This window comes from Pseudomonas sp. S04 (genome assembly GCF_009834545.1).
In the GTDB taxonomy this organism is placed as follows: Bacteria; Pseudomonadota; Gammaproteobacteria; order Pseudomonadales; family Pseudomonadaceae; genus Aquipseudomonas.
Genome location: NZ_CP019427.1, coordinates 3417657 through 3437285, shown reverse-complemented (window position 1 = coordinate 3437285; position 19629 = coordinate 3417657). Strand labels below are relative to the sequence as shown.

The following is a 19629-nucleotide window of genomic DNA, read 5'->3' as shown; positions in this document are numbered from 1 at the left end:
CCGCTCCCACAGGGTTTGCGGTGCCTACAGGGCCCGATTTACACAGGACCTGTAGGAGCGGGGCCCTTCGGGCTCAGTTCTTCTCCAGGTCGACGTCCTTGGTTTCCCGCAGGCACAACATACCCACCACCAGGCTCACGCCGGTGATCAGCACCGGGTACCACAGGCCGTAGAAGATATCGCCGGTGTACACCACCAGGGCAAACGATACCGTTGGCAGGAAGCCGCCGAACCAGCCGTTGCCGATGTGGTAGGGCAGGGACATCGAGGTGTAGCGGATGCGGGTCGGGAACAGTTCGACCATCAAGGCCGCCAGCGGCCCGTAGCACATCGCCGAGATGATGATCAGCGCCACGATCAGGGCGACGATCATCGGTTTGTTGACCTGCTGGGTATCGGCGGTCTGCGGATAACCGGCCAGGGTCACGGCACCGCGCAGGGCGGCTTCGTCGTAACCGTCGATTTTCACCTCGCCAATGCTCACTTGCACGCCACTGCCGGCCGGTGCGGCGGCGCTGCTGTACGGCAGGCCCTGCTTGACCAGGAAGGTCTTGACCTTGTCGCACGGGCTGTCGAAACGAGCCTTGCCGACCGGGTCGAACTGGAAGGTGCAGGTGGCTGGATCGGCCAGTACGGTAATCGGCGCCTGTTGGCTGGCGCGGTCGATGGCCGGGTTGGCGTAGTGGGCCAGGGTCTTGAAGATCGGGAAGTACAGCACGGTCGCCAGCAGCAGGCCGAGCATCAGGATCGGTTTGCGCCCGACCCGGTCCGACAGCCAGCCGAAGAAAATGAAGAACGGCGCGCCGATCACCACGCTGACAATCAGCAGGGTGTTGGCCAGGGCCGGGTCCATCTTGAGGAACTGGGTGAGGAAGAACAGCACGTAGAACTGCGCGGCGTAGAACGTCACCGCTTGCCCGGCGTTGATGCTGAACAGCGCAATCAGCACCACCTTGAGGTTTTCCCAGTTGCCGAAGGACTCGCGGATCGGCGCCTTGCAGGACTTGCCTTCTTCTTTCATTTTCAGGAAGGCCGGCGATTCATGCAGGCTCAGGCGGATCCAGGTGGAGATGCCCAGCAGCACGATCGACAGCAGGAACGGAATACGCCAGCCCCAGACTTCGAACTGGTCGCCGGTGAAGTAGCGGCACCCCAGCACCACCAGCAGCGACAGGAGCAGGCCGAGGGTCGCGGTAGATTGAATCCAGCTGGTGTGGAATCCGCGTTTGCCCATCGGTGCGTGCTCGGCGACGTAGGTCGCGGCCCCGCCGTACTCCCCGCCCAGGGCCAGGCCCTGGAGCATGCGCAGCACCACCAGGATGATCGGCGCGGCAATGCCGATACTGGCGTAGGTCGGCAGCAGGCCGACGCAGAAGGTCGCCACACCCATCAGGATGATGGTGGCGAGGAAGGTGTATTTGCGCCCGATCATGTCCCCCAACCGGCCGAACACCAGCGCGCCGAACGGCCGCACGATGAACCCGGCGGCGAACGCCATCAAGGCGAAGATGAACGCGGTGGTGTCGTTGACCCCGGCGAAGAACTGCTTGCTGATGACCGCCGCGAGGGCGCCATAGAGAAAGAAGTCATACCATTCGAAAACCGTCCCCAGGGACGAGGCGAAGATGACTTTCTGGGTGTCCTTGCTGGTGCCGGTGCTCAGCGTTCCTGCCACGGCGGGTGCCTGGTCTGACATACGGGTATCCCTCACAGTGATTATTTATTGTTGTTCCACTGTCGGCGCCTGCCTTACGGGCTGGCGCGTCTGCTGTCATGCATCTGCCCTGTAGGGGCAAGCTTGCTCCTACAGGTGCGGTACGGTTGCCCGTTCTGTGGGTGTGGCGTTGCTCCTTGTCGGTGGGGCGAGAATCAGTTGCGCCGCTTTCTCGGCGATCATCAGCGTGGGTGAACAGGTATTGCCCGAGGTGATGTGGGGCATGATCGAGGCGTCGGCGATGCGCAGGCCGGGAATGCCATGCACCCGCAGTTGGGCATCGACGACCGCATCGTCATCCTGGCCCATGCGGCAGGTGCCTACCGGATGGAAGATGGTGGTGCCGATCCGCGCGGCGGCCTCGTGCAACTGCTCCTCGGTGTGCAATTCGGCGCCCGGCAGATACTCCACCGGCTTGAACGGTTGCAGGGCTTTGGCGCTGACAATCCGCCGGGTCAGGCGAATGGCGGCGGCGGCCACGCGCAGGTCTTCGGGGTGGCTCAGGTAGTTGGGCTGGATCAGCGGCGCCTGCTGTGGGTCGGCCGAACTGATCTCGATCCGGCCACGGCTTTGCGGACGCAGGTCGCACACCGAGGCGGTGAATGCCGGGAATGGGTGCAGCGGTTCGCCGAAACGCTCCAGCGACAACGGCTGGACGTGGTACTCAAGGTTGGCCGAAGTCTGCTCGGGCCCTGATCGGGCAAAGGCGCCGAGTTGGCTGGGGGCCATCGACAGCGGGCCGCTGCGGTCGTACAGGTAGCGCAGGCCCATGCCCATCTTGCCCCACAGGCTGCCGGCAATCTGGTTCAGGGTGCGGGCGTTTTCCAGCTTGTAGATCAAGCGCAGTTGCAGGTGATCCTGCAGGTTGCCACCCACGCCATTGAGTTCATGCACCAGGTTGATGCCCAGGCGCTTGAGCAGGCCAGCCGGGCCGATGCCGGAGCGCTGGAGGATGCTGGGCGAGCCGACGGAGCCGGCGCTGAGGATGATTTCCCGGCGTGCGGTGAAGGTGCTGGCCTGGCCCTGCCAGCGCGCGGTGACCTTGCAGGCCCGGCCGTTTTCCAGGAGCACGCGGTCGACATCGACCCCCGTCAGTACCGTCAGGTTAGGCCGCTGGGCGACGGGCTTGAGAAACGCCTTGGCGGCGTTCCAGCGCACGCCGGCCTTCTGGTTGACCTGGAAATAGCCGCAGCCTTCGTTGTCGCCCTGGTTGAAGTCGTCGATGTTGGCGATGCCGGTCTGTTCGGCGGCGTTGCGAAAGGCGTCGAGAATCGGCCATGACAGGCGCTGGCGTTCAACCCGCCATTCGCCGCTGGCGCCGTGAAAGTCGTCGGCGCCGGCAAAATGGTTTTCGCTTTGGCGAAACAGCGGCAGTACCTCGTTCCAGCTCCAACCGGGATTGCCTTCGCTGGCCCAGCGATCGTAGTCACCGGCCTGGCCGCGCATGTAGATCATGCCGTTGATCGACGAGCTGCCACCGAGCACTTTGCCCCGTGGGTAGCTCAGGCTGCGGCCCTGCAGGCCAGCTTGGGCCTGGGTCTTGTAGCACCAGTCGGTGCGTGGGTTGCCGATGCAGAACAGGTAGCCGACGGGGATGTGGATCCAGGGATAGTTGTCGCGCCCGCCGGCTTCGAGCAGCAGCACCCGGTGTTGTGGGTTGGCGCTCAGCCGATTGGCCAGCAGGCATCCGGCGGGCCCGGCGCCGACCACGATGTAATCGTATGCATCAACGGCAGGTGACATCCATGACCTCGCAGCGTGTTGTTCTTATTGCGCTTCATCCTAGTTGTTAGTTTTCGACAAAAGAATGTTAGTTTTTGCTCAGCCGCTGTGCGTTTATAGACAGCGCCAAGTCCACGTTTAACAAGGAAGACCGATGTTCGACTGGAATGACCTGCGGTTTTTTCTCGAGCTGCAACGCAGCGGCCGCTTGCTGACCGCGGCCAAGCGCTTGAAAACCACGCATGCCACGGTGGCGCGGCATATCGAGGCCATCGAACAGAGCCTGGGCACCGCGTTGTTTGTCCAGCAGGCGCAGGGCTACCAGTTGACCCCGGCCGGCGAAGCGCTGCTTAAACATGCCGAGGCCATGGAAAATGTCGCGTTGCTGGCCCAGGAGGAAATCACCCAGTCCACGGCGCCCCTGGGCAAGATCCGCGTGGGGGTCACGGAAGGGCTGGGCATCATGTTTCTCGCCAGCCGCATGAAGGGCCTGTTCGACCGCTACCCTGGACTTGAGGTGGAGTTGGTGGCCGTGCCGCGGTTCGTCAGCATCCTCAACCGCGAAGCCGAGATCAGCATTCATCTGGAGCGGCCGTCGGCGGACATGCTGGTCACCCGCAAACTCACCGATTACCGCCTGGCGCTCTATGCCAGCCAGGACTACCTCGACCGCGCGCCGCCCCTGCGCAGCCGCGAAGACCTGGGCCATCACGCCTGGATCGGCTATGTCGACGACCTGTTGTTCAGCCAGGAACTGATGTTCCTCAACAGCTTCTGCCGCAGCCCCCAGGTGGTGTTCCACAGTACCAGCGTGATCGCCCAGCAACAGGCGGCGCGCGCGGGCCTGGGGATCGCCGTATTGCCGTGCTACATGGCCAGTGGCGCCCCGGACCTGGTGCCGCTGCTGCCGGCCGAAAGCATCCAGCGCAGCTACTGGATCAGCACCCGCCGCGAGCTGCACAAGTCGGTGCGGCTGCGGGTGCTGTGGGACTATGTGGTGCAGCTGTGTGAGCGCGAGCAGGGCCTGTTGCTGGGCCCGGAACTGGCGTAGGCGCTTCAGCGGGTGATTTCGAAGGCCGTGCTCGCCAGTCGCTCGCCGTTGACCATGATGTGCACCGCGTGGGTGCCGGGGTAGTGCTTGCGGGTGGTCATGTCGCGGATCCGCTGGGCTCGGCTGATTTTCTGCCGGTTCCGGGCGGGCAGAGTCAGGCCCTTGAGCTTGAACACCTTGGTTGACGTCGCCCCCGAGGCCTTGACGTATTCGATGGCGTAATCCACCACCAGGCGCTGGGCGACATCGGCGGTGGACTGCAGGTCGAACGACAGGCTGATGCTTTGCCCCAAGGCGATCACGGCGGGTTCAATGCTCAGCTGATGAATCTCGACTTCAGGCTTGCCCCCTGCGCCAATCAGCGTCAGCGCCCGTTGATTGCCCTGCTTGATCAGGCTGCGCAGAGCATGACGGGCGATCCAGGCGGTACGAGGATCCTCCAGCGACCAGCCCTCGAGAGTGTCCAGCACCCAGTCCGGGTGGTCCTTGGTGATGTCGTTGAGGTGGTTGGCCACTGACTTGCGCACGTACAGGCTGCTGTCGGCCTTGAGGTTGTCGATGATCTCGGCGGCCAGGGTCGGGTCGGCCTGGACCTGCTCCAGGCGGAACGACCAGGGCAAGCGGGGTCGGCTGCCTTCGCTGGCGAGCCGGCGCACGTGTTCGTTGGGGTCCAGCGACCAGTCGTGCATCAGGGCCAGGGTGCGTTCGAAGTCGCTGCGCAGGAAGTGCCGTACCGCAAATTCCGAGGAGCCGAAGCGAGTGAAGTGCTGCAGCGCGTCCATCGACAATTCGAACGCGTGGCTGCCGTAGCGGGCGACGTAGTGGGCCAGGAACATGCTGACGAAGCCGCTGTTGAGGCGTGGCGCCAACAGGCGCAGGACCTCCAGCGTCTGCTCGTAGTCCAGGCCCAGCACTGCATGCAGGCACTCGGCGGTATGGGCCATGCGCTGCATCACCGACAGAGGTTCGAGTCCGTCGCAGGCCATGGCCAGGAACGCCTGGTGATCGAACGCTGGATACACCGCGCGCAGTTCACTGGCGATGTGGGCAAAGCGCTCGGCGTTGAAGATCTCCTTCAAGGCCGGGGAGGATTGCTCAGGGGTGCTCATTGAGGGTCCTTTGAAGATTGGAGCAAAGCTTGCTCGCAATGGCGCCTGCCTGGGACGCCACAATTTATGGATACGTGTGGGAGCGAGCCTGCTCGCGATGGTCGTCAACTATGACGCGTTATACCTGAATAAACGCGTCGTGCTTACGACCATCGCGAGCAAGCTCGCAAGCGGGCACTCGCTCCTACGGTGGTGGAGGGGGCGCAAAGCGGGTTTCTACGCCGGCTTGGGGGTGTCCTCTTGCGTTTGGTCGGCCTCGAACAACCGGGCCAGTTCCTCCCGTGCTTCCTGGGCGGTCTGCATGACTTTGGCGGCATCGTCATAGATCGCGCGCTGGGCTTCGAGCACTTGTTCGTCGTGCTGCTTGAAGGTTTCGATGCGCGCTGCGGCCTGGGCCTTGCTTAGTCCCAGGCCGATCAGAGTCATGCGGCTCATTTCCAGGCTGGAATGGAAGGTTTCCCGCACCGCCTCGGCGCCCAGGTCGACCAGGCGATGGACGTGCTGACGGTTACGGGCACGGGCGATGATTTTCATGTGTGGGTAGAGCCGGCGCACCAGTTCCGCGGTCTTGATGTTGGTGTCCGGGTCGTCGGTGGCAATCACGAAGAACTCCGCCTGCTCGACCTTGGCCGCGCTAAGGATTTCCGGGCGCATCGGGTCGCCGTAGAACACCGGCACACCGCCAAAACTGCGGGACAGTTCGATGGTTTCCACCGAGGTGTCGAGGGCCACGAAGCGGATTTTTTGCGCCCGCAGGATCCGCGCCACGATCTGCCCCATGCGGCCCATGCCGGCGATCACCACGCGCGGGGTGTCGGTGTCGATCTCACGCAGGTGCGGCGGCACGGCCACCGGCTCGACCTTGGGTTTGGCCAGGCGTGCGCACAGCAGCAACAGCAACGGGGTGACGGCCATGGACAGGGTAATGGTCAGCACCTGCAGGTCATACAGGCGGGCATCGAACAAGCCTTGGTCGCGGCCAATCTTGAACACCACGAAGGCAAATTCGCCGCCAGCTGCCAGGACGATGCCCAGGCGCACCGCGCTCACGCGGTTGAGGCCACCGGCCATGCGTCCGACCAGGTACAGCAGCGGCAGCTTCAGCGAAATCAGCAGCACGGTCAGGCCGAGCACGGCAACCGGGGCGCTGAACAGCAGGCTGATGTTGGCGCCCATGCCCACGCTCATGAAAAACAGCCCCAGCAACAGGCCCTTGAACGGTTCGATCTGCGCTTCCAGTTCGTGGCGGTATTCAGAGTCCGCCAGCAGCAGGCCGGCGAGGAACGCGCCGAGGGCCATCGACACCCCGACTTCATCCATCAACCAGGCGGTGCCGATCACCACCAGCAGCGCCGTGGCAGTGGCCACTTCCGGCAGGCCGGACTTGGCGACGATGCGAAATACCGGGCGCAACAGATAGCGCCCACCCACGACCACCACGGCGATACTGCCGAGTACCTGCAACCCATGGTTGAGGTCTTCGGCAGGGGTGGTGGTGTCATTGCCCCCGGCCAACAGCGGCACCATGGCAATCAACGGGATCGCGGCGATGTCCTGGAACAGCAGGATGGCAAACGCCAGGCGCCCGTGAGGGCTGGTCAGCTCCTTGCGTTCGGCCAGGCTTTGCAGGCCAAAGGCGGTGGATGAAAGGGCCAGGCCGAGGCCGAGCACGATGGCACTGTTGAGTTTCTGGCCGAACATATAGAACGCCAGCACGCCGATCACCGAGGCCGTCAAGACCACCTGGGCCAAGCCGACGCCGAACACCGCCTTGCGCATCACCCACAGTCGGCGCGGCGACAGTTCCAGGCCGATGATGAACAGCAGCAGGACCACGCCCAGCTCGGAAATATGCATCACGCTTTGCGGGTTGCCGATCAGCCCCAGCACGGCGGGGCCGATGAGGACCCCGGCCAGCAGGTAGCCCAACACGGCCCCCAGTTGCAGGCGTTTGGCCAAAGGCACGGTGAGCACCGCCGCAAACAGAAACACCACAGCGGCTTGCAACAGGTTGCCTTCATGGGGCATGAGTCACTCCTGGACAGTCAAAAAGATTAAACACGGGGCTGACACTCCGTCTGGTTCGACGCGCAGTGTAACGGTGGGGCACGTTGACTGCATCGCTGGATCAGCCGTTGGCCAGTCTGACAAGCGAGTGTTACGCCGCGGAGCGCCTGGCGTGATGTCGCGAATCCAGCACGCTGTCTGGGTTAAGATTGCCCACTGGCCAGTCGGGCCAGTGAACAGACGAGAGCAGCAATGAACGACGAATTACAGGTCATCGACCTGCTGGTGGGCAGCGGCAAAGCTGCGGTAAAAGGCGCGTTGATCACCACCCAATACCGCGGCTGCCTGGAAGACGGCACCGAGTTCGACTCTTCCTGGAGCCGCGGCAAGCCGTTCCAGTGCGTGATCGGCACCGGGCGCGTGATCAAGGGCTGGGACCAGGGCATCCTTGGCATGCAAGTCGGTGGTAAACGCCAGCTGCGGGTGCCTGCGCACCTGGCCTACGGCGAGCGCAGCATGGGCAGCATCCCGCCCAATTCCAACCTGGTGTTCGAGATCGAACTGCTGGAAGTGCTGACGCGGGACGACTGATCGATGCTCATTTTTCGCTGAACAGGGGGATCCGCCCGTTCAGCGAGGGGCGGTAGTGCCAGGCCAGTCGGCCGAAGTGCTCCCTGTGCGCCAGCAACTCGCGCAGGGTGGCACTGGCGATGCTCATGGCCAATGCCTGGCCGGGGCAGTGGTGGCGTCCGGCACCGAAACTCAAGCTGCGCCGGGCCGGGCGTTCGAGTACAAAGCGCTCGGGCTCTGGGTTGAGTTGCGGGTCGCGGTTGGCCGAGGCCAGCAACAGCAGCACGCTATCGCCGGGTGCCAGGCGCACGCCCTCGATCTCGCAGGGTGCGCTGACAAAGCGCCGGGTATTTTGCACTGGCGGGTCAAAGCGCTGAACCTCTGCCACAAACCCATCGACTCGCCCGGGCTCCGGCAGTAGCCCTGGCTCGCGGATCAGCGCCAGTACGGCGTTGCCAATCAGCCCGGCACTGGCTTCGTACGTCTGGGAGAGCAGGCCGATCAGGTTGGCCAGCAGGACTTCGCGATCAGTCAGGCCCTGGCACAGGCTTTCCAGTAGCGGGCTCTTTGCGTCCTCGGCGCTCAGTTGCTCGATGAAATAACCCTTCAATTGTTCGGCGGCCTGGTGGGCCGCGACCCGTTGCGCGGCAGTGCTCAAGGGTGAAAGGCAGGCGACGAAATCCGCGGTCAACTGGCTGAGGGTCCTGCCTTCGCTGGGCGCGAAGCCCAGCATTGCAGCGAGCACCGCCACCGGCCCCAGGAACATGGCCTGGTGCAGGCCGGCGGCGTCTGCCGTGATCAGCCGGGCACGCAGCCGTTCGCCAACCTGCTCGGTGTCGACCCGCTCCAGCGCCGGCGCCATGGCCGAGCGCGGGCAGCGATGGGGTTCGCCGTCGTTCATCCGCATCAAGCGCGCGAACACCTGGCCGGCTTCACCCTGGGCAATTGCAGCGGGCACCGGTTCGAGTGCCGGGCGCACCCGGCAGTCGGCATGCGCCAGCACAGCAGCCACCGCCCGGGCGCTGCTGGCCACCCACAGACCCAGATCCTGGTCGAAGGCGAACCCGCCCGCAGCGCGCAGACTGGCGTAGTAGGGATAGGGATCGGCGTGAGTCGCGGCGATAATCGGGTCCATGGGACGCGGCCTTATGGGTAGTGGTAAGTCTTGTTACTATCCGGGGTTCGGCAGGACGACGATTCGTCCGGGAGCGAAATATGAGTGCAGAACAACACGACGTTGGTGTCTCGCAGGTGGCGGCAGCGATCGCCGAGCCGGCTCGGACCAAAATCCTCTGTTCGTTGATGGATGGCCATGCCCGTACCAGCACCGAGCTGGCGAGCATTGCCGAAGTCAGCACGTCGACCGCCAGTGCCCATCTGGCCCGGCTCAAGGAGCTGGCGCTGGTGCGCCTGCACGTACAGGGCCGCCATCGTTATTACAGTCTTGCCAATCAGCAGGTCGCCCAGGCCCTGGAAGCACTGATGGTGATCGGCCAGAACGCCGCGCCGACCTTCACCCCACGTACCCCGGATCGCCTGCAATTTGCCCGTACCTGCTACGACCACATGGCCGGCACCCTGGCGGTGTTGCTGCACGACAGGATGCTCGAGACCGGCTGGCTGCTGGTTACCGAGCAACAGTCGTATCGGTTGAGTGCCAGCGGCGAGGCGGGATTCCAGCAGTTGGGCATTGAGGTCAGTGAGCTGAGCGCACTGCGCCGGCGCTTTGCCTGTCCGTGCCTGGACTGGAGCATGCGCCGCCCGCACCTGGGTGGCGCATTGGGGGCAGCCTTGTTGGCGACCGCACTCAAGCGCAGGTGGTTGATCCAGGACCTGGACAGCCGGGCGTTGGCACTGACGGCAACCGGGCACAAAGAACTCGGCAGCCGGTTCGGCGTCCCGTTGCCGGCCCAGTTGCCGCCAGCATCAGCTGGGGCTCGCAAAACCGTACGCCGAGCGCTCGTCAGCCCTGGGCCCTAGCGGTTGGCGGAAGCCATCAACACGCCGAAACCGGCGAAGGTAGCCCCCGAGATCTTGGCCGTCAACCAGGCACCTTTCGGGCTCGACAACCAGCCTCTGGCGGCGTTGGCGAGTAGGGCATAGCTGGTATGTACGAGGATTACCACCACGCCGTAGGACGCGACCAGCTTGAAGAACTGGCTGTAGAAGTGCGCCGAAGGATCGATGAACTGCGGGAAAACCGCGAGAAAGAAAAACACTGCCTTGGGGTTGAGGAACTGGATCGACGCGGCTTCCAGGTAACGATAGCCGGGACTCGTAGGTGAGGCGTGTAGCCGCGCACTGAAACGGTCGGAGCGCCAGCTTTTGTACCCCAGGTACAGCAGGTAAGCGGCACCTGCATATTTCAGTACGCTGAAGGCCTGCGCTGAGGTACTGAGAATCAGGCCGACACTGGTGGCGCTGATCGAAGCCACGAGGAAGGCACCCGAGGCGATGCCCAGAATACCTGGCAGTGCACCGGTCCAGCCGTGCCGCAGGGCGTTGGACAGGGTCAGCAGCACACCAGGTCCGGGACTCAGGATGGTCAGGGTGGCGAACAGTAAAAACAGTCCGTAGGTGTGCATGTCGTGCTCCGTCAGAAGGTGTCGGCTGGGTGTGCAAAGGTTGGCGCGACGCCGAGCACGTGACAAACGCTTTAATTGCCACGCATATGTGACTAAATTAGACCCATGATCACTCAACTCCCGCCCTTGAATGCTGTTCGTGCCTTCGCCGTTGCTGCCCGCCACCAGAGCTTCAGCCTGGCGGCCGAGGAGCTCCATGTCAGCCACAGCGCCGTCAGCCGGCACATCAAGTTGCTTGAAGAGCATCTGGGTGTACTGCTGTTCGAGCGCCGAATCCGTCAGTCGGTGCTGACGCCGGCTGGGCAGCGCTTCTATGAACAGGTCAGCGCTGGCCTGGCACAGATCGCCAGCGCCGCCGCTGAGCTAAAGCGACAGGCCTCGCTGCCTGCGGTGAAAATCAACGTGCGCCCGTCCTTCGCCATGCTCTGGCTAAACCCCAGGCTCGCTGAATTCAGCACCCTGTACCCGCAGATCGAACTGCAGGTGGTCACCCAGACCCAGGCGCCCGATCAGGCGCGGGATGGCTTCGACGTGGTGATTCGCCGCGGACGTGACGACTGGGCGCCGGCCCTTGAGGCGCAGGCGTTGTTTGAGGACGAGTTGGTGCTGGTGGCGGCGCCTTCGCTGATCGAACGCCTCGGCCTCGATGACCTCGACGCGCTGGTTGGGCACCGACTGCTGATCGCCAAGGCGCGGCGCGAAGACTGGCATAACTGGGCCATGCACTTCGGCCAGGCCCAATCGAGCACCCAACTGACACGCCAGTTCGAGCACATGCATCTGGTGCTGGAGGCCGCCGTGGAGGGACAGGGTGTTGCCTTGTGCCCGACGTCGCTGCTGGGCAGCCATCTGTCAAATGGTCAACTGATCTGCCCGTTGCCCGCAATGCGCATACCGTTGCCGCGTTACTACTACGGGCTGGCCCCGCAGGTGACACAGCAGACGCAAGTCTTCGTGGCATGGTTGCGCGCCCAGTCCGCAGCAACGGCGCCGACAAAAAAGGCCCAGCCGACGCGCTAACGCCGGCTGGGCCTGTTCAGTGCCTGGAACGCTGGATCAGACCTTGACGATCCAGCCTTCTGGCGCTTCGATGTCGCCGGTCTGTACACCGGTCAGCTCTTTGTAGAGCTTCTGGGTGATCGGGCCGACTTCGGTTTCGCTGTGGAACACGTGCAGGTGGTCGTTGTAGCTGATGCCACCGATCGGCGTGATCACTGCGGCAGTGCCGCAGGCGCCGGCTTCCTTGAAGTCCGCCAGCTTGTCGATGAACACGTCACCTTCCACCACTTCCAGGCCCAGGCGCGACTGAGCCAGCTCGATCAACGACAGACGAGTAATGCCCGGCAGCACCGAAGGCGACTTCGGCGTGACGAACTTGTTGTCGTGGGTGATCCCAAAGAAGTTGGCCGAGCCGACTTCTTCGATTTTCGAGTGGGTCATCGGGTCCAGGTAGATGCAGTCGGCGTAGTGCGCCTTCTTGGCCTGGGAGCCGGGCATCAGGCTGGCGGCATAGTTGCCACCGACCTTGGCCGCGCCGGTGCCTTGTGGAGCGGCACGGTCGAAGCTGGAGATCAGGAAGTTGTGCGGGGTCAGGCCGCCCTTGAAGTAGGCGCCGACCGGGATAGCGAAGATCGAGAAGATGAACTCAGGGGCGGTGCGTACGCCGATGTTGTCACCCACGCCGATCACGAACGGGCGCAAGTACAGCGCGCCGCCGGTGCCGTATGGCGGAATGAAACGCTCGTTGGCACGGACCACGGCCTTGCAGGCTTCGATGAACTGTTCGGTTTCGACGAACGGCATCAGCAGGCGTGCGCAGCTGCGCTGCATGCGCAGGGCGTTCTGGTCCGGGCGGAACAGGTTGATCGAGCCGTCCTTGCAGCGATAGGCCTTCATGCCTTCGAAGCATTGCTGGCCGTAGTGCAGGGCGGTGGAGCCTTCACTGATGTGCAGCACGTTATCTTCGGTCAGGGTGCCTGCGTCCCACTCGCCGTTACGCCAGTGCGACAGATAGCGCTTGTCTGTCTTGATGTAGTCAAAACCCAGCTTGTCCCAATTGATGCTTTCGTTACCCATGACACCCTCTATCACTTAACAATCGCCTGAACGGTTCAAGGCTTCTGACGTTTTTCTGGATGGGCACAACAATACTTCATTCCGGGCCGGTTTCGCAGCCCAGACGATCGGACGAGAGGCAGATTAATCGTGTTGGCCTCAAGAAATCGCGGGCAAGCCCGCTCCCACAGTACGTCTAACCCATGTGGGAGCGGGCTTGCCCGCGAAGAGGCCATCACCTATGCCCACCAATCGCCCCTGGATTACAGGTGCAGCGCATGCCCCAAGGCCCGCAATGCAGCCTCTTGTACCGCCTCACCCAGTGTCGGGTGGGCGTGGATGGTGCCGGCGATGTCTTCCAGGCGAGCGCCCATTTCCAGGCTCTGGCCGAATGCGGCGGACAACTCCGAGACCCCGACCCCGACGGCTTGCCAGCCCAGGATCAGGTGATTATCGCGACGTGCCACGACCCGCACGAAGCCGCTTTTCGATTCCAGGGTCATCGCCCGGCCGTTGGCGGCGAACGGGAAGCTGGCAACGATGCAGTCCAGGCCCGCCGCCTTGGCTTCGTCCGGGGTCTTGCCGACCACCACCAGTTCCGGGTCGGTAAAGCACACGGCGGCGATGGCGGTGGGGTTGAACTCGCGGGTTTTGCCGCTGATCAGCTCCGCGACCATCTCACCCTGGGCCATGGCGCGGTGAGCCAGCATCGGCTCGCCACTCAAGTCGCCGATCGCCCAGACGTTGCGCATGCTGGTGGCGCAGCGGTTGTCGATCTTGATCGCCGCACCGTTCATCTGCAGGTTCAGGGCTTCGAGGTTCCAGCCCTGGGTGTTGGGTTTGCGTCCGACGGCCACCAGCACCCGATCGGTCGCAAGGCTCAGGGTGCCGCCATCCGGCTCCGTGACTTGCAGAGTATTTGCATCAGAATCAAAGCTTTGCACGCTATGTTTCAAGTAAAGCTTTATCCCGAGTTTTTTCAGCTCTTCGTGCACCGGCTGGGTCAGCTCGGCGTCGTAGGCTGGCAGGATCCGCTCCTGGGCTTCGACCACGCTGACTTCGGCGCCGAGCTTGCGGTAGGCAATGCCCAGCTCCAGGCCGATGTAACCGCCGCCGACCACCACCAGGTGTTTCGGCAGGCTTTGGGGTGCCAGGGCTTCGGTGGAGGAGATGATCGGCCCGCCAATCGGCAGCATCGGCAGGTTGACGCTTTTCGAACCGGTGGCCAGCAGCAGGTGCTCGCACTGGATGCGGGTGTCGCCGACGTCAACGGTCTTGCCGTCGACTACCTTGGCCCAGCCATGGATGACCTGGACCTTGTGCTTTTTCAGCAGGGCCGCAACGCCGGTGGTCAGGCGATCGACGATGCCATCCTTCCACTCGACGCTTTTGCCAATGTCCAGGCTCGGCGCGGCGACGGTGATCCCCAGGGCCGAGTGCTGGTTGTGTTGGCGGGTCTGGTGAAATTGTTCCGCGACATGAATCAGCGCCTTGGACGGAATGCAGCCGATGTTCAGGCAGGTGCCGCCCAGTGCCTGGCCTTCGACCAGGATGGTATTGATGCCCAGTTGCCCGGCACGAATAGCCGCTACGTAACCGCCAGGGCCGCCGCCAATGATCAGCAGCGTGGTGTTCAGAGTCTGCATGTCTTACTCCACAAACAGCGTAGCGGGTTGTTCGAGCAAACCACGCAGGGCCTGGATGAATTGTGCTGCGTCCATGCCATCGACCACTCGGTGATCGAAGGAACTGGAGAGGTTCATCATTTTGCGGATCACGATCTGGCCCTTGATCACCATAGGCCGCTCGACGATCTTGTTGACGCCGATGATCGCCACTTCCGGCAGGTTCAGCACCGGGGTGCTGACAATGCCACCCAGGGCGCCGAGGCTGGTCAGGGTGATGCTGGAGCCGGACAGTTCGTCGCGGCTGGCCTTGCCGTTGCGCGCGGCCGTGGCCAGGCGGGCGATTTCCCCGGCGCTGTCCCACAGGCTGCGGGCTTCGGCGTGCCGCACTACGGGCACCATCAGGCCGATGTCGGCCTGGGTGGCGATACCCACGTGCACGGCGCCAAGGCGGGTGATCACCTGGGCTTCGTCATCGTAGCGGGCGTTGATCTGCGGGAAGTCGCGCAGGGCAACCACCAGGGCACGCACCAGGAACGGCAGCAAGGTCAGCTTGCCGCGGCTCGCGCCGTGTTTTTCGTTGAGGTGTGCGCGCAGTTCTTCGACGGCGGTGACGTCGATTTCTTCGACATAACTGAAGTGCGCCGCACGCTGGGTAGCGTCCTGCATGCGCTGGGCGATCTTGCGGCGCATGCCGATGACCGGGATCTGCTCTTCGTCATGTCGTTCGCGGTAGGCATTGCCGGCCGTGGAGGTTGTCCCGGGGCCCTGTGCCAGGTAGGCGTCGAGGTCTTCGTGGAGAATGCGCCCGGCAGGGCCGGTGCCCTGGACCAGACGCAACTGGATACCAGCGTCCAGGGCATGCTTGCGCACGGCCGGCGAGGCCAGCGGACGTTCGTCGGCGGTACGAGCCACCGGCGCCTGGGGCGCTGGTCGGCAGGCTGCTGCAGGTTTGCTCGGCGCCACGGTCTCGACCTTGGGTGCGGGTGCCGGCGCCATTTTGGCGGGCTCGGCCTTGACCTCGGCCACGGCAGCCGGCTGTGCGGATTCCTTGTAGTTGCCCGCGCCTTCGACTTCGATGCTGATCAGGATGCTGCCCACGGCCATCACTTCACCGGGCACACCGCCCAGGGAAATCACCTTGCCGTGCACCGGCGAAGGGATATCGACCATCGCCTTGTCGGTCATCACATCGGCCAGTACCTGGTCTTCGACCACCAGGTCGCCAACCTTGACGTGCCACACCGACAGTTCTACTTCTGCAATGCCTTCGCCAATGTCCGGCATTTTAATAACGTGCGTGCCCATTCAGACCTCCATGACCCGTTTCAACGCCGCGCCCACACGGGACGGCCCTGGGAAATACGCCCACTCTTGCGCGTGCGGGTAGGGGGTGTCCCAACCGGTCACACGTTCGATCGGCGCTTCCAGGTAGTGGAAGCAGTGTTCCTGTACCAGCGACACCAGCTCGGCGCCAAAACCGCAGGTGCGGGTGGCTTCGTGGACGACCACGCAACGGCCGGTCTTCTTCACCGAGTTGACGATGGTTTCCAGGTCCAGCGGCCACAGGCTGCGCAGGTCGATGACTTCGGCATCGATCCCACTTTCTTCAGCCGCCACCTGGGAGACATAGACGGTGGTGCCGTAGGTAAGGATGGTCACGTCCTTGCCCGGACGGGTGATTGCCGCGACGTCCAGTGGCACGGTGTAGTAGCCGTCCGGTACCTGCGCGGCCGGGTGTTTCGACCAAGGGGTCACCGGGCGGTCGTGGTGGCCGTCGAACGGGCCGTTGTACAGGCGTTTCGGCTCGAGGAAGATCACCGGGTCATCGTTTTCGATGGAGGCGATCAGCAGGCCCTTGGCGTCGTAGGGGTTGGACGGCATGACGGTGCGCAGGCCGCAGACCTGGGTGAACATCGCTTCGATGCTCTGGCTGTGGGTCTGGCCACCGTAGATGCCACCGCCGCACGGCATGCGCAGGGTCATCGGCGCGGTGAACTCGCCGGCCGAGCGATAACGCAGGCGGGCGGCTTCGGAAATGATCTGGTCGGATGCCGGGTAGACGTAGTCGGCAAACTGGATCTCGGCCACCGGGCGCAGGCCATAGGCACCCATGCCGACGGCGACGCCGACGATCCCGCTTTCCGAGATCGGTGCATCGAACACCCGCGAGGTGCCGTACTTGTTCTGCAGGCCTTCGGTGCAACGGAACACGCCACCGAAGTAGCCGACGTCCTGGCCGAACACCACTACGTTGTCGTCGCGCTCAAGCATCACGTCCATGGCCGAGCGCAGGGCCTGGATCATGGTCATGGTGGTCGTGGTCATGGCGGTTTCCAACTCGATTTTATGGTTGTGATCGTTCATGTCAGATCCCCAACTCCTGGCGCTGGCGCTTCAAGTGCTCCGGCATCTCTTTATAGACGTCCTCGAACATGGTCGCGGCGCTCGGGATCTGGCCACCGGCCAGGGTGCCGTACTGCTCGGCTTCTTTTTGCGCGGCAATCACTTCGGCTTCCAGCTCGGCGCTCAGGGCCGTGTGTTCCTCGTCGGACCAGTGGCCATTTTTCACCATGTGCTGCTTCAGGCGGGCGATCGGGTCACCCAAGGGGAAGTGGCTCCAGTCGTCGGCAGGGCGGTACTTGGACGGATCATCGGAAGTCGAGTGCGGGCCGGCGCGGTAGGTGACCCATTCGATCATGGTCGGGCCCAGGTTGCGGCGCGCACGCTCGGCAGCCCAGGCGGACGCGGCGTAGACCGCGATGAAGTCGTTGCCGTCGACCCGCAGCGATGCGATGCCGCAGCCCACGCCACGACCGGCGAAGGTGGTGGCTTCACCGCCGGCAATGGCCTGGAAGGTGGAGATCGCCCACTGGTTGTTGACCACGTTGAGGATCACCGGCGCGCGGTACACGTGGGCGAAGGTCAGGGCGGTGTGGAAGTCCGACTCGGCGGTAGCGCCGTCACCGATCCAGGCCGAGGCGATTTTGGTGTCGCCCTTGATCGCCGAGGCCATGCCCCAGCCCACGCCCTGGATGAACTGGGTCGCCAGGTTGCCCGAGATGGTGAAGAACCCAGCGTCCCTGACCGAGTACATGATTGGCAATTGCCGGCCCTTGAGCGGATCGCGCTCGTTGGACAGCAGTTGGCAGATCAGGTCGACCAATGGCACTTCACGGGCCATCAGGATGCTTTGCTGGCGGTAGGTGGGGAAGCACATGTCGTCGATGTTCAGGGCCAGGGCCTGGGCACTGCCGATGGCTTCTTCACCGAGGCTCTGCATGTAGAACGACATTTTTTTCTGACGCTGGGCGACCACCATGCGGTTGTCATAGATCCGCGTCTTGAGCATGGCTCGCATGCCTTTGCGCAGGATCTCCACCGACACGCCTTCGGCCCACGGGCCCAGGGCATTGCCCTGGTCGTCGAGCACGCGAATCAGGCCACGGGCCAGGTCGGCGGTGTCGGCCGGTTCTACGTCGATTGGGGGTTTGCGCACAGTGCCCGCATCGGTCAGATGCAGGTAGGAGAAGTCGGTTTTGCATCCAGGACGGCCCGATGGTTCAGGCACGTGCAGGCGCAGCGGTTCATACGCTTCTTTCATGGCTTCTACGCTCGATCTTGTGAATTTCTTGTAGTGAGCTGACGTTCATCCTTCGGGTCGAAGGAATCTTGTCCTACAACAATCATAGGCCCGGCGCAGAAGAATATTTATCTCTGTTTCGTTGCACTTGAGATCATTTGAGGATAAAAAATCTGCATAAACATAAAAAACAGGTGGTTTTGTCTCATGCGCAAACTGGACCGTACCGATATCGGCATTCTCAACAGCCTTCAGGAGAACGCGCGCATCACCAATGCCGACCTTGCCCGCTCGGTGAATCTGTCGCCCACGCCCTGTTTCAATCGGGTCAAGGCCATGGAGGAGCTGGGGCTGATTCGCGAGCAGGTGACGCTGCTGGATGCTGATCTGCTGGGGCTGCATGTCAATGTGTTCATTCACGTCAGCCTGGAGAAGCAGGTGGAGGAGGCGCTGCAGCATTTCGAGGAGGCGATTGCCGATCGTCCGGAGGTGATGGAGTGTTATCTGATGGCCGGGGATCCGGACTATCTGATCCGGGTGCTGGTGCCGACCATTCAGTCGCTGGAGCGCTTCATGATGGATTTTCTGACCAAGGTGCCGGGGGTGGCCAATATTCGCTCCAGTTTTGCCCTTAAGCAGGTGCGGTATAAGACGGCGTTGCCTTTGCCGGCGAATGGGTTGACGTTGGGGGGTTGACGCGTCTCGGCTTCAGAGCTGGTTGATCGGGATTTTCAGGTACACCACGCCATTGTTTTCCGGCGGCGGCAGGCGGCCTGCTCGGACGTTGACCTGGATCGCTGGCAACAGCAGGGTTGGCATGTCCAGTCCGGCATCACGTTCGGTGCGCATGGTGATGAATGTGGCGGCGTCGATGCCGTCGTGTACATGGATGTTGTGCGCGCGCTGTTCGCCGACGGTGCTCTGGCACTGTGGCGGGCGGGCGGGTGGCGGGTAGTCGTGGCAGACGTAGAGGCGGGTGGTGGCGGGGTAGGCCAGCAGGCGCTGGATCGAGGCGTACATCTGCGCGGCGTTGCCGCCGGGGAAGTCGCAGCGGGCCGTGCCGACGTCTGGCAGGAACAGGGTGTCGCCCACCAGGATCAGTTGCTCGTCGATCAGGTACGCCATGTCTGCCGGGGTGTGCCCAGGCACATGCAGGGCTTTGGCCGACAGGTTGCCGATGGCAAAAACCTCGTCCGGCGCAAATAGATGATCGAACTGCGAACCGTCGACAGCAAATCCCGTTTCCAGGTTGAACAGGCCCTTGAACACCGCCTGTACCTGGCTGATGGCCTGGCCGATGGCGATCTTGCCGCCCAGTTCGCCGCGCAGGTAGGGCGCGGCGGACAGGTGATCGGCGTGGGCGTGGGTTTCCAGCAGCCATTGCACCTGCAGTCGGTGTTCGCGCACGAAGTGGATAATCCGCTGGGCCTGGACCGTCGAGGTTTGTCCGGAGGCTGCAGCGTAGTCGAGCACTGGGTCGACGATCGCGCAGGCGCCGCCATCGGCTTCGTAGATCACGTAGCTGTAGGTCGACGAGGCGGGGTCGAGGAAGGCTTCAATCAAGGCGGGCATGGTGGCCGTTTCTGTCGGGACAAGCCTTGAGGGTAG

17 protein-coding genes are annotated in these 19629 nt (G+C 63.3%); 5 read left to right on the top strand and 12 right to left on the bottom strand.

Going from position 1 to position 19629, the window contains the following annotated elements; translation table 11 throughout:
- Positions 1-73: 73 nt before the first annotated feature.
- Together PspS04_RS15110 and PspS04_RS15105 are read right to left on the bottom strand one after the other, a co-directional pair.
- On the bottom strand, positions 74-1696 hold the full coding sequence (locus PspS04_RS15110; protein ID WP_095168727.1) for an MFS transporter: 1623 nt from the start codon (positions 1694-1696) through the stop codon (positions 74-76).
- Positions 1697-1804: 108 nt separating this feature from the next.
- A complete protein-coding gene (locus tag PspS04_RS15105; protein WP_159996253.1) occupies positions 1805-3457 on the bottom strand; it encodes a GMC family oxidoreductase in 1653 nt (550 codons plus the stop codon).
- A gap of 133 nt (positions 3458-3590) precedes the next feature.
- Between PspS04_RS15105 and PspS04_RS15100 the strand changes: the two genes are divergently transcribed.
- Positions 3591-4487, top strand: a complete 897-nt coding sequence (locus tag PspS04_RS15100) for a LysR family transcriptional regulator (RefSeq protein ID WP_159996251.1) — start codon at positions 3591-3593, stop codon at positions 4485-4487.
- A gap of 5 nt (positions 4488-4492) precedes the next feature.
- On the opposite strand, the gene PspS04_RS15095 is transcribed toward PspS04_RS15100, so the two are convergent.
- Together PspS04_RS15095 and PspS04_RS15090 are read right to left on the bottom strand one after the other, a co-directional pair.
- Positions 4493-5596: a DNA alkylation repair protein gene (locus PspS04_RS15095; protein ID WP_159996249.1), complete on the bottom strand. Its 1104-nt coding sequence runs from the start codon at positions 5594-5596 to the stop codon at positions 4493-4495.
- A 216-nt stretch (positions 5597-5812) separates the two neighbouring features.
- Positions 5813-7624: a monovalent cation:proton antiporter-2 (CPA2) family protein gene (locus PspS04_RS15090; protein ID WP_095168732.1), complete on the bottom strand. Its 1812-nt coding sequence runs from the start codon at positions 7622-7624 to the stop codon at positions 5813-5815.
- Between the two features lie 231 nt (positions 7625-7855).
- On the opposite strand from PspS04_RS15090, the gene PspS04_RS15085 reads away from it, so the two are divergent.
- Complete coding sequence (locus tag PspS04_RS15085; protein WP_159996247.1) at positions 7856-8194, top strand: FKBP-type peptidyl-prolyl cis-trans isomerase; 339 nt, start codon at positions 7856-7858, stop codon at positions 8192-8194.
- Between the two features lie 7 nt (positions 8195-8201).
- On the opposite strand, the gene PspS04_RS15080 is transcribed toward PspS04_RS15085, so the two are convergent.
- A complete protein-coding gene (locus PspS04_RS15080; RefSeq protein WP_159996245.1) occupies positions 8202-9308 on the bottom strand; it encodes a cytochrome P450 in 1107 nt (368 codons plus the stop codon).
- Positions 9309-9388: 80 nt separating this feature from the next.
- Between PspS04_RS15080 and PspS04_RS15075 the strand changes: the two genes are divergently transcribed.
- Entirely contained in the window at positions 9389-10153 is a 765-nt protein-coding gene (locus PspS04_RS15075) for an ArsR/SmtB family transcription factor (protein WP_159996243.1), read from the top strand.
- Here PspS04_RS15075 and PspS04_RS15070 read toward each other — a convergent pair.
- Positions 10150-10758 carry a LysE family translocator gene (locus tag PspS04_RS15070; RefSeq protein ID WP_159996241.1) on the bottom strand — a complete coding sequence of 203 codons (609 nt, stop codon included), beginning with the start codon at positions 10756-10758 and terminating at the stop codon, positions 10150-10152. The genes PspS04_RS15075 and PspS04_RS15070 overlap by 4 nt on opposite strands.
- Positions 10759-10863: 105 nt before the next feature.
- Here PspS04_RS15070 and PspS04_RS15065 point away from each other — a divergent pair, with 105 nt between their 5' ends.
- On the top strand, positions 10864-11778 hold the full coding sequence (locus PspS04_RS15065) for a LysR substrate-binding domain-containing protein (protein ID WP_159996239.1): 915 nt from the start codon (positions 10864-10866) through the stop codon (positions 11776-11778).
- A 36-nt stretch (positions 11779-11814) separates the two neighbouring features.
- Here the strand turns inward: PspS04_RS15065 and PspS04_RS15060 are convergent, their stop codons facing one another.
- From PspS04_RS15060 to PspS04_RS15040, 5 genes are all read right to left on the bottom strand, one after another.
- Entirely contained in the window at positions 11815-12834 is a 1020-nt protein-coding gene (locus tag PspS04_RS15060; RefSeq protein ID WP_095168736.1) for a branched-chain amino acid aminotransferase, read from the bottom strand.
- 242 nt (positions 12835-13076) lie between these two features.
- The gene (gene lpdA, locus PspS04_RS15055; protein WP_159996237.1) at positions 13077-14459 is read right to left on the bottom strand and encodes a dihydrolipoyl dehydrogenase; all 1383 of its coding nucleotides are present in this window, start codon (positions 14457-14459) and stop codon (positions 13077-13079) included.
- A gap of 3 nt (positions 14460-14462) precedes the next feature.
- Positions 14463-15746: a dihydrolipoamide acetyltransferase family protein gene (locus PspS04_RS15050; RefSeq protein ID WP_159996235.1), complete on the bottom strand. Its 1284-nt coding sequence runs from the start codon at positions 15744-15746 to the stop codon at positions 14463-14465.
- Positions 15747-16805, bottom strand: a complete 1059-nt coding sequence (locus PspS04_RS15045; RefSeq protein ID WP_159996233.1) for an alpha-ketoacid dehydrogenase subunit beta — start codon at positions 16803-16805, stop codon at positions 15747-15749.
- A 1-nt stretch (position 16806) separates the two neighbouring features.
- Positions 16807-18042 carry a 3-methyl-2-oxobutanoate dehydrogenase (2-methylpropanoyl-transferring) subunit alpha gene (locus PspS04_RS15040; protein ID WP_095168740.1) on the bottom strand — a complete coding sequence of 412 codons (1236 nt, stop codon included), beginning with the start codon at positions 18040-18042 and terminating at the stop codon, positions 16807-16809.
- Between the two features lie 186 nt (positions 18043-18228).
- On the opposite strand from PspS04_RS15040, the gene bkdR reads away from it, so the two are divergent.
- A complete protein-coding gene (gene bkdR, locus PspS04_RS15035; RefSeq protein WP_095168741.1) occupies positions 18229-18717 on the top strand; it encodes a Bkd operon transcriptional regulator BkdR in 489 nt (162 codons plus the stop codon).
- A 12-nt stretch (positions 18718-18729) separates the two neighbouring features.
- Here the strand turns inward: bkdR and PspS04_RS15030 are convergent, their stop codons facing one another.
- Positions 18730-19593, bottom strand: a complete 864-nt coding sequence (locus PspS04_RS15030) for an MBL fold metallo-hydrolase (protein ID WP_159996231.1) — start codon at positions 19591-19593, stop codon at positions 18730-18732.
- Positions 19594-19629: the final 36 nt, after the last annotated feature.

Coding starts and splice junctions, on each gene's coding strand:
- PspS04_RS15100 (WP_159996251.1), top strand. CDS start 3,591: ATGTTCGACTGGAATGACCTGCGGTTTTTTCTCGAGCTGCAACGCAGC.
- PspS04_RS15090 (WP_095168732.1), bottom strand. CDS start 7,624: ATGCCCCATGAAGGCAACCTGTTGCAAGCCGCTGTGGTGTTTCTGTTT.
- PspS04_RS15075 (WP_159996243.1), top strand. CDS start 9,389: ATGAGTGCAGAACAACACGACGTTGGTGTCTCGCAGGTGGCGGCAGCG.
- bkdR (WP_095168741.1), top strand. CDS start 18,229: ATGCGCAAACTGGACCGTACCGATATCGGCATTCTCAACAGCCTTCAG.
- PspS04_RS15080 (WP_159996245.1), bottom strand. CDS start 9,308: ATGGACCCGATTATCGCCGCGACTCACGCCGATCCCTATCCCTACTAC.
- lpdA (WP_159996237.1), bottom strand. CDS start 14,459: ATGCAGACTCTGAACACCACGCTGCTGATCATTGGCGGCGGCCCTGGC.
- PspS04_RS15065 (WP_159996239.1), top strand. CDS start 10,864: ATGATCACTCAACTCCCGCCCTTGAATGCTGTTCGTGCCTTCGCCGTT.
- PspS04_RS15060 (WP_095168736.1), bottom strand. CDS start 12,834: ATGGGTAACGAAAGCATCAATTGGGACAAGCTGGGTTTTGACTACATC.
- PspS04_RS15030 (WP_159996231.1), bottom strand. CDS start 19,593: ATGCCCGCCTTGATTGAAGCCTTCCTCGACCCCGCCTCGTCGACCTAC.
- PspS04_RS15040 (WP_095168740.1), bottom strand. CDS start 18,042: ATGAAAGAAGCGTATGAACCGCTGCGCCTGCACGTGCCTGAACCATCG.
- PspS04_RS15085 (WP_159996247.1), top strand. CDS start 7,856: ATGAACGACGAATTACAGGTCATCGACCTGCTGGTGGGCAGCGGCAAA.
- PspS04_RS15095 (WP_159996249.1), bottom strand. CDS start 5,596: ATGAGCACCCCTGAGCAATCCTCCCCGGCCTTGAAGGAGATCTTCAAC.
- PspS04_RS15045 (WP_159996233.1), bottom strand. CDS start 16,805: ATGAACGATCACAACCATAAAATCGAGTTGGAAACCGCCATGACCACG.
- PspS04_RS15110 (WP_095168727.1), bottom strand. CDS start 1,696: ATGTCAGACCAGGCACCCGCCGTGGCAGGAACGCTGAGCACCGGCACC.
- PspS04_RS15105 (WP_159996253.1), bottom strand. CDS start 3,457: ATGTCACCTGCCGTTGATGCATACGATTACATCGTGGTCGGCGCCGGG.
- PspS04_RS15070 (WP_159996241.1), bottom strand. CDS start 10,758: ATGCACACCTACGGACTGTTTTTACTGTTCGCCACCCTGACCATCCTG.
- PspS04_RS15050 (WP_159996235.1), bottom strand. CDS start 15,746: ATGGGCACGCACGTTATTAAAATGCCGGACATTGGCGAAGGCATTGCA.